We start from the raw sequence: 6,051 nt of genomic DNA, 5'->3' as shown, positions 1-6,051 counted from the left end.
ATTTGCCCGAAGCTGCGCGATGCATTGCTATGGATAAGCTCGCCCAAGCGCGTGAGCTTGTTGGCGAGCTGGATCCGCTTCAGGCGTTGCTGGAATGGAAGGGGCCGCGGGAGCGCTGAAACTGATTCTGTCTGGGTTTACGAAACTCGGAAAATGCTCACTGATGGTGAGCATTTTTTATATTTCTTAAACCTGTTGCTGCTCTGAATGCATTGGTTTGTTCAGCTCGCCTAAACGATAAAAAGATGCGGCTATTGACGTGTTTCTCGAGCCGCGTGTTGCTCGCTAAGAACCTGCTGGGCAGTCTGTTCTATGTAGTCGAAGACTTCAGTGGGTACCGTGTACTGGTATTGCTTACGACGGTGCTTCGAAACAAAGCCATCATTGGTTAGGCACATCATCACCAGATTCGCCAAGTCGCTGCCGCGGATGTCGAATCGTTCATCCACAGCCCTGTAGACGGCGTCGTAGCACTCCAGAAAAGCGGCTTCTTCGCGGAGTTCGACCTCCAGGGCGTGCTGAGCCATTTCCATGGTGAAGATGACGCAGGCAGTTGCGTCCCAGTAGCGGTAGATCGCTGCATCTCCCCGGAAGTCGAAAGCCAACTTGCCAAAGTCGATCCACTGCACATCCCAGAAATCCCGGGCTGGGCGGGAGAATCCCTGCAGGGCCTCCAGATACAGGCGCTCCTCACGTTTCATGGCCACCGACACTGGCAGTAGCAGGCCGTTCTCCAAGGCGCCCGCGCGGCAAAGTGCCTGGTGGATCAGAAACCGGGATAGGCGTCCGTTTCCATCCATAAAGGGGTGGAGGAATACGAAACCAAAGGAAATGATTCCAGCCGCTACCAGCGGGTCGATTTGGGTGGGGGCCTCATTCGCAAACTGCATGAGGTGCTCCATCAGTTCGCGGCACAGCTCTGGTGGAGGGGGAACGTAAGTTACCCCAGCAGCCCCTTGAAGGGCTCCTGCGAGGTGGTTTTGTTCATGCCTGAATGCCGCAGCTAGATCATAAGGGTTCGATACCGTGGCGTTCTGCAACGCCACCAGATACTCCTCGGTCAGCGGCTGGCGTTCGTGTGCCTGGCGTAGCAGGTGAATGAATCGCCGCGACTTGTCCTCGTTCGGCGCTTCGCGTTCGATAGCGAACGAATCCTTGGTTTCATGCAAATAGGCCCAGTTGATCGCCCGATCCATCATGACCGGAGGCAAGGACTCCATGAAGGCTTTCGCCCGGCCAAGTATGTCGTGTTCCTGAAGTTCGATCAGCCTGGCGGTTCTTTCCACGGTGGCGCAGTAGCTCACGTCGCCAAGGCCGTTGAATTCCACCCGCCACCGGGAGTTTCTTGTTCCCGCGCGGGTCACATAGCGCTTGGGATCGAAGAGCGGTACGAAAGCCCCCCGAACCGGTGCATGCTGAGGAACCTCCTCGCCGGTGAATGCTTCTCTCAGATAGCACGCCTTGCGAATGTAGATGCCGTTGGGCGCCTCCTGCAGGGCATTCTCCAGGGCTGCGACTGGTATCTTGGGGAGAGCCTGAGTCAGAATGGCAAGATTGACCCCCTCATGCTTCAGCGCGAAGAGGACATGGCCCAGCAAGTCATCAGCAGCCGGTGCGATGGCAGATGGTACAGCCAAGGTCTGGCCTATCTTCTTCAAGCGAGTGACAGGCTGCACAATCGCTGGCAGATGCAAGGGGAATGCGGACAGTTGCATGGCTTCGCGTAGCCAAGCGTAACCGACTAGGTGCATGTCAAAAATTCCTTTAGCTTGGCTCTGGCCCCCAGATTTTCTTGAGTGAGACAAGAAAATCTTCATTTTTTCCGATTCTACTGATTTTTTCTTAATTTATTCAGGCCGATTTCGTCCAACAAGCATTGGGATGACATAAAGCGAATCCAGGCCTTTTTCAGTGATGCTGAGAGCTCCGTATCGAATCTGCCCGAAGCCGAGCGGTGTATTGCTATGGACAAGCTTGCCCAAGCGCGTGAGCTTGTTGGCGAGCTGGATCCGCTACAGGCGTTGCTGGAATGGAAGGGGCCTCGGGAGCGCCTGTAGCAATGTTCAAGAACTCCTCGGTGCTGGTTTATAAAAGCTGAATTTTGCTCACTAATGGTGAGTTTTTTTTGGTTTCTATAAACCTTCTTCTTGCGGATGGTTTAGAAAATATCTATTTTGCTCACTATGAGTGTGCAAAAACCTGAAAAACTAAACTCCTTGCTTGCAGGGCTCGGCGACAGCGATCTGGTGTCCAGTAGCTGGTTGAAGGCTCATGGCTACAGCAGCAACCTCGTAGCGCGATATACCGCGAGCGGCTGGCTGGAATCGCCTGCGCGTGGAGTCTATCAACGACGAGGCGGACGTCTCACCTGGGCTGCTGTAGTGCGTGCGTTGCAGGAAGGAGAACGATTGCCGCTGCATGTTGGTGGGCGTTTTGCCTTGGCTTGGCATGGGCACGAGCACTATCTGCGGTTGGGCGAGCGTGAGAGGGTTACTCTGTATGGCCCTGGAAGCCTCCCTGCCTGGGTGGATAAGCTTCCATTGAAAGCTGAGTTAGTGTTGTGCGGCAAAAGCCCATTCAATCTTTCAGCACTGTCATTCAAGGCCGACATGGATGACGAAGCCCTAAGGAATCTTGGGCTCGAGTGGGTGGATGCTGATGGCGACCGCGGCCGCATCGTCGTCGCGACACCTGAGCGCGCAATCCTCGAACTCTGTGATGGCGTGTCAGACGCATCGCTCGTTTATGAAGTGGATGCGCTGATGCAGGGTGCGGATACCATTCGTCCCCAAAGGATAAGCATGCTGCTGCGACATTGCACCAGCATAAAAGCCAAGCGCTTGTTCCTAGCCCTCGCAGAACGCCACCAGCACGCCTGGATGGATCATGTCTCGTTGGACGGCGTCTATCTAGGGAAGGGAAAGCGTTGCCTGGTTCCCGGTGGTCGCTTGAACCCAACCTACCAAATAACCTTGCCGGCGGATCTTGATGAGCACCTGGGATAAGCGCTACACCGACCGAGTCCAGTTATTGGTGGAAATTCTGCCGACCTTGGCGAAAGAAACACGATTTGCCCTCAAAGGGGGGACGGCGATCAACCTGTTCGAGCATGACTTGCCCAGGTTGTCTGTGGATATCGATCTGACCTGGTTGCCGATGCAGGACTATGCGCAGGATGCTGGTCAGATCTCCGATGCATTAGAAAGTCTGGGAAGGGCACTTGGCTCTGCGCCATTAAGGCTACAAGTACAAACATCAGCGCCAGAGAGAGGTGGTTTCGTAAACCGGCTGATAGTGAGTCGTGGACGAGCCCGAGTCCAAATAGAAACGACTCCGGTTATGCGCGGTTCCGTGCATCCGGTACGGACAATGGTTGTCCAGTCGCAGGTTCAGGAGGCCTTTGGCTTTGCCTCGATCCAGGTGCTCGACTTTGCGGATCTATATGCGGGGAAAATGGCAGCAGCATTGTCGAGGCAGCATCCGCGCGACCTGTTTGATATAGGTTTGCTTCTGGCCGATCCGCGCACAGATGAGCGACTTTGGCGAACCTTCCTGATCTACATGACCTGTAGCCCGAAACCTGCCTGGGAGATGCTGGTTCCCAATGAGCCCAAGGATTTCGAGGCGATATACCAGACCCACTTCCGTGGTATGACTGCAGCACCTGTCAGCTCAGAGATGCTGCTGGAGCACCGCGCCAGGCTTCTTCTGCAAATTTCGGAGTGGCTGACTCCGCGGTCGAGAGCATTTCTGGAGTCCGTCGAGATGGAAAATCCAGATTTTGACTTGATCGAGTTGCCACAGGCAGCAGAGCTCCCCGCGATAAAAAGGAAACTGCAGAATCTTGCTTCACGATCAGCTACGAAGCGGGCCTCCGACCATTCTCAGCTGCAATCGGCCTTCGAGATGTTTGATCGTCGGTAGTATTCGCGGTCTGCCCAGCCGTTGTCATTTCGGCATGTGCTGGGTGGGCGTCGCTGGAAAGGCTAATCCCTCAGCAGGATGTGGATAGCGGCGCTCGTTAGCGCGACGAAAACTTCAGGCTATTGCCTTGGCTTCTCGAATGAGTTTCGCTTTTTCGAGTACCTTGCGCTGACTTTCGATGGCGCGCTCAGCTGCTGCGCCGTAAGCAGCGCGCTTGGCTGTATCAGAGCTGCTCCTGAAGAAGGTCGATAGTGGGCTTGAGTTGCTCCCAAGAATCTTTCTTCTCATCGATGTCGCCTCCCTCGTTATCAGTCGTCATCTTCCATACGGAATTAAGCAATCGCAGCAAAGCGTTCGATGTGCGGCTGTTCGCGATGCCTGGCTTGCCAAAGGTCGTAGTCGGCTTGCACGCCGAGCCAGGTGCGAGCTTTGCCGATGCCGGCCAACTCTAGACGAACAGCCAAATCCGGACTGACCGGCGCATGGCCGTGCAAGATGCGAGACAGGGATTCCCGCGCAAAACCAAGGCGGCGGGCAAGCTCGGCAATGCTGATGCCCAGTTCGGGGAGCACGTCCTCAAGCAGGGTTTCACCAGGATGCGGTGGGTTGAACATGGTCATGGATAACCCCCTCCTGTTCAGTGGTAGTCAAGGTAGTCGACGAGCTCGATGTCGCTACCCACGAATCGAAAGATCACTCGCCAGTTTCCATTGACGGTGAGTGACCAGAACTCTTCCAGTTCCCCTTTGAGGGGATGTAGCCGCCAACCGGGGATGTCGAGGTCGGCGGGTTCATTGGCTCTATCCATAAAACTCAGCATTCGGCCCAGGCGCTTTGCGTGGTCGGCCCGGATGCCTTTGGTTGAGCCAGATTCAAAGAAAATGCGTAGACCTTTGTGCCGGAAGCTTACGATCATGGCGATAAGTGTGATGTATTAGGTCACGGTTTTCAACCGTGCGTGGGTTTTCTGCCGTTGTCATTACGGCAGCTGGGAGGGGATGCAGGCTTATCAATTGCCGCTGCAAGATTGTGTATTTGTTCTCCTGAAAACCCGATCCCTCGCCATGAATGCTTCCAGCATGTGCGGGATGAGCGTCAGGGCGTCGACCTCTTCGCCATAGGTATGCGAATGCAGTGCCGCGTAGCGCTCGAGGTCGGCCTTCAGGCTGGCAGGGCAGGTGAAGGTCAGCTTCAGGTTCTCGGTTTTCGGCAGTGGGCCGAGGCGCAGTTTGGCCGTGCTCATTGCGGGCTTCCTTGTTGAGCTGTGACGGGTTGGTAGGGGCGCAGCACGAGGTCGCGATTGACGATCACCCGCAGGGGCAGGCCAGGGCGCTGGGTCAGCGTGGGCTGGATATCGAGGTTGCGGCGGGTGACCTCCTGGCCGACCTGGTTCACCGTGTCCTGCAGGCTGTCGCGCCCGGCGAGGATGATGCGGTCGCCGTCGGTGCGAGTGGTCGGTGCCGCCAACTCGGCTCCGATACCCAGCAGGCTGGTCATGGCCGCGCCGGCGACGATCCGGTTCCAGTGCCAGTCGACGCCATCCTCGAGACCGGCATAACCGGCGGCGTCCGTACCGACCAGATTGTCGAGCTGGAAGGACGAGGTGTCCGGCAAGATCACCCGCTGCCACACCACCTGCACGCGGCTCTGCCCATAGCTCACCTGACTGTTATAGCGGCCCAGCAGGCGTGCACCCTGAGGGATGAGTACGTGCTGGCCGGTGGCGCTGTCGTAGACCGGTTCGGTCACCGTGGCGATCACGTCGCCGGGTAGATCCGACTTGATGCCGGTGACCAGCGCCGCTGCGATGATGGTGCCGGCCATCACCTGATAGGGCGACTCAGGCATCTGCAGCAATCCGGAATTACGGATTTGTGTATTTACGGATCTACTGAGAAACGCCTCGTTCCGCTCCTGCTGGCTTGGCGTCCCTGCAACTGGTGCTACCGCCCCTGACGAGGCCATACCCAGGGTCATGGGATCTGGCTGGGCGCTCCCAGTGGATGCAACGTTCGATTTCCTCACGCTACTGGTCTGGAAGAACACCGATGACTGCGCTGCCTCCTCAGCTTCCTTGAGCAGGGCCAGGCGCTCTGCTTCGGCGGCATCTGGCCCATGTCCATAACC

The 6,051-nt window shown here is 56.6% G+C and carries 8 protein-coding genes; 2 read left to right on the top strand and 6 right to left on the bottom strand.

Going from position 1 to position 6,051, the window contains the following annotated elements; all coding sequences use genetic code 11:
• Positions 1-251: 251 nt before the first annotated feature.
• Positions 252-1,751 (bottom strand): Fic family protein, encoded by a 1,500-nt coding sequence (locus tag HZR81_RS22990; protein ID WP_340065275.1) that lies wholly within the window; start codon positions 1,749-1,751, stop codon positions 252-254.
• Positions 1,752-2,183: 432 nt separating this feature from the next.
• Here HZR81_RS22990 and HZR81_RS22985 point away from each other — a divergent pair, with 432 nt between their 5' ends.
• Together HZR81_RS22985 and HZR81_RS22980 are read left to right on the top strand one after the other, a co-directional pair.
• Complete coding sequence (locus HZR81_RS22985; RefSeq protein WP_340065384.1) at positions 2,184-3,005, top strand: type IV toxin-antitoxin system AbiEi family antitoxin domain-containing protein; 822 nt, start codon at positions 2,184-2,186, stop codon at positions 3,003-3,005.
• Positions 2,989-3,924 (top strand): nucleotidyl transferase AbiEii/AbiGii toxin family protein, encoded by a 936-nt coding sequence (locus HZR81_RS22980; protein ID WP_048329025.1) that lies wholly within the window; start codon positions 2,989-2,991, stop codon positions 3,922-3,924. The genes HZR81_RS22985 and HZR81_RS22980 overlap by 17 nt, the downstream gene beginning before the upstream one ends.
• Positions 3,925-4,038: 114 nt before the next feature.
• On the opposite strand, the gene HZR81_RS22975 is transcribed toward HZR81_RS22980, so the two are convergent.
• The 5 genes from HZR81_RS22975 to HZR81_RS22955 form a co-directional block, all read right to left on the bottom strand.
• Positions 4,039-4,212 carry a hypothetical protein gene (locus tag HZR81_RS22975; RefSeq protein ID WP_157782029.1) on the bottom strand — a complete coding sequence of 58 codons (174 nt, stop codon included), beginning with the start codon at positions 4,210-4,212 and terminating at the stop codon, positions 4,039-4,041.
• Positions 4,213-4,256: 44 nt separating this feature from the next.
• On the bottom strand, positions 4,257-4,544 hold the full coding sequence (locus HZR81_RS22970) for a HigA family addiction module antitoxin (RefSeq protein ID WP_003108490.1): 288 nt from the start codon (positions 4,542-4,544) through the stop codon (positions 4,257-4,259).
• Positions 4,545-4,561: 17 nt separating this feature from the next.
• The gene (locus tag HZR81_RS22965) at positions 4,562-4,840 is read right to left on the bottom strand and encodes a type II toxin-antitoxin system RelE/ParE family toxin (RefSeq protein ID WP_019339397.1); all 279 of its coding nucleotides are present in this window, start codon (positions 4,838-4,840) and stop codon (positions 4,562-4,564) included.
• A gap of 93 nt (positions 4,841-4,933) precedes the next feature.
• Complete coding sequence (locus tag HZR81_RS22960; protein WP_048329026.1) at positions 4,934-5,167, bottom strand: DUF2274 domain-containing protein; 234 nt, start codon at positions 5,165-5,167, stop codon at positions 4,934-4,936.
• Positions 5,164-6,051, bottom strand: an 888-nt coding sequence (locus HZR81_RS22955; RefSeq protein ID WP_500129346.1) for a TraB/TrbI/VirB10 family type IV secretion system protein, incomplete at its 5' end; no start/stop codon positions are given. The genes HZR81_RS22960 and HZR81_RS22955, both read right to left, overlap by 4 nt.

The sequence above is a fragment of the Pseudomonas sp. LM13 genome, assembly GCF_041381355.1.
Lineage (GTDB): Bacteria > Pseudomonadota > Gammaproteobacteria > Pseudomonadales > Pseudomonadaceae > Stutzerimonas > Stutzerimonas frequens.
This window is presented reverse-complemented; position numbering and strand designations above follow the sequence as displayed.

Coding starts and splice junctions, on each gene's coding strand:
- HZR81_RS22960 (WP_048329026.1), bottom strand. CDS start 5,167: ATGAGCACGGCCAAACTGCGCCTCGGCCCACTGCCGAAAACCGAGAAC.
- HZR81_RS22975 (WP_157782029.1), bottom strand. CDS start 4,212: ATGAGAAGAAAGATTCTTGGGAGCAACTCAAGCCCACTATCGACCTTC.
- HZR81_RS22985 (WP_340065384.1), top strand. CDS start 2,184: ATGAGTGTGCAAAAACCTGAAAAACTAAACTCCTTGCTTGCAGGGCTC.
- HZR81_RS22990 (WP_340065275.1), bottom strand. CDS start 1,751: ATGCACCTAGTCGGTTACGCTTGGCTACGCGAAGCCATGCAACTGTCC.
- HZR81_RS22965 (WP_019339397.1), bottom strand. CDS start 4,840: ATGATCGTAAGCTTCCGGCACAAAGGTCTACGCATTTTCTTTGAATCT.
- HZR81_RS22970 (WP_003108490.1), bottom strand. CDS start 4,544: ATGACCATGTTCAACCCACCGCATCCTGGTGAAACCCTGCTTGAGGAC.
- HZR81_RS22980 (WP_048329025.1), top strand. CDS start 2,989: ATGAGCACCTGGGATAAGCGCTACACCGACCGAGTCCAGTTATTGGTG.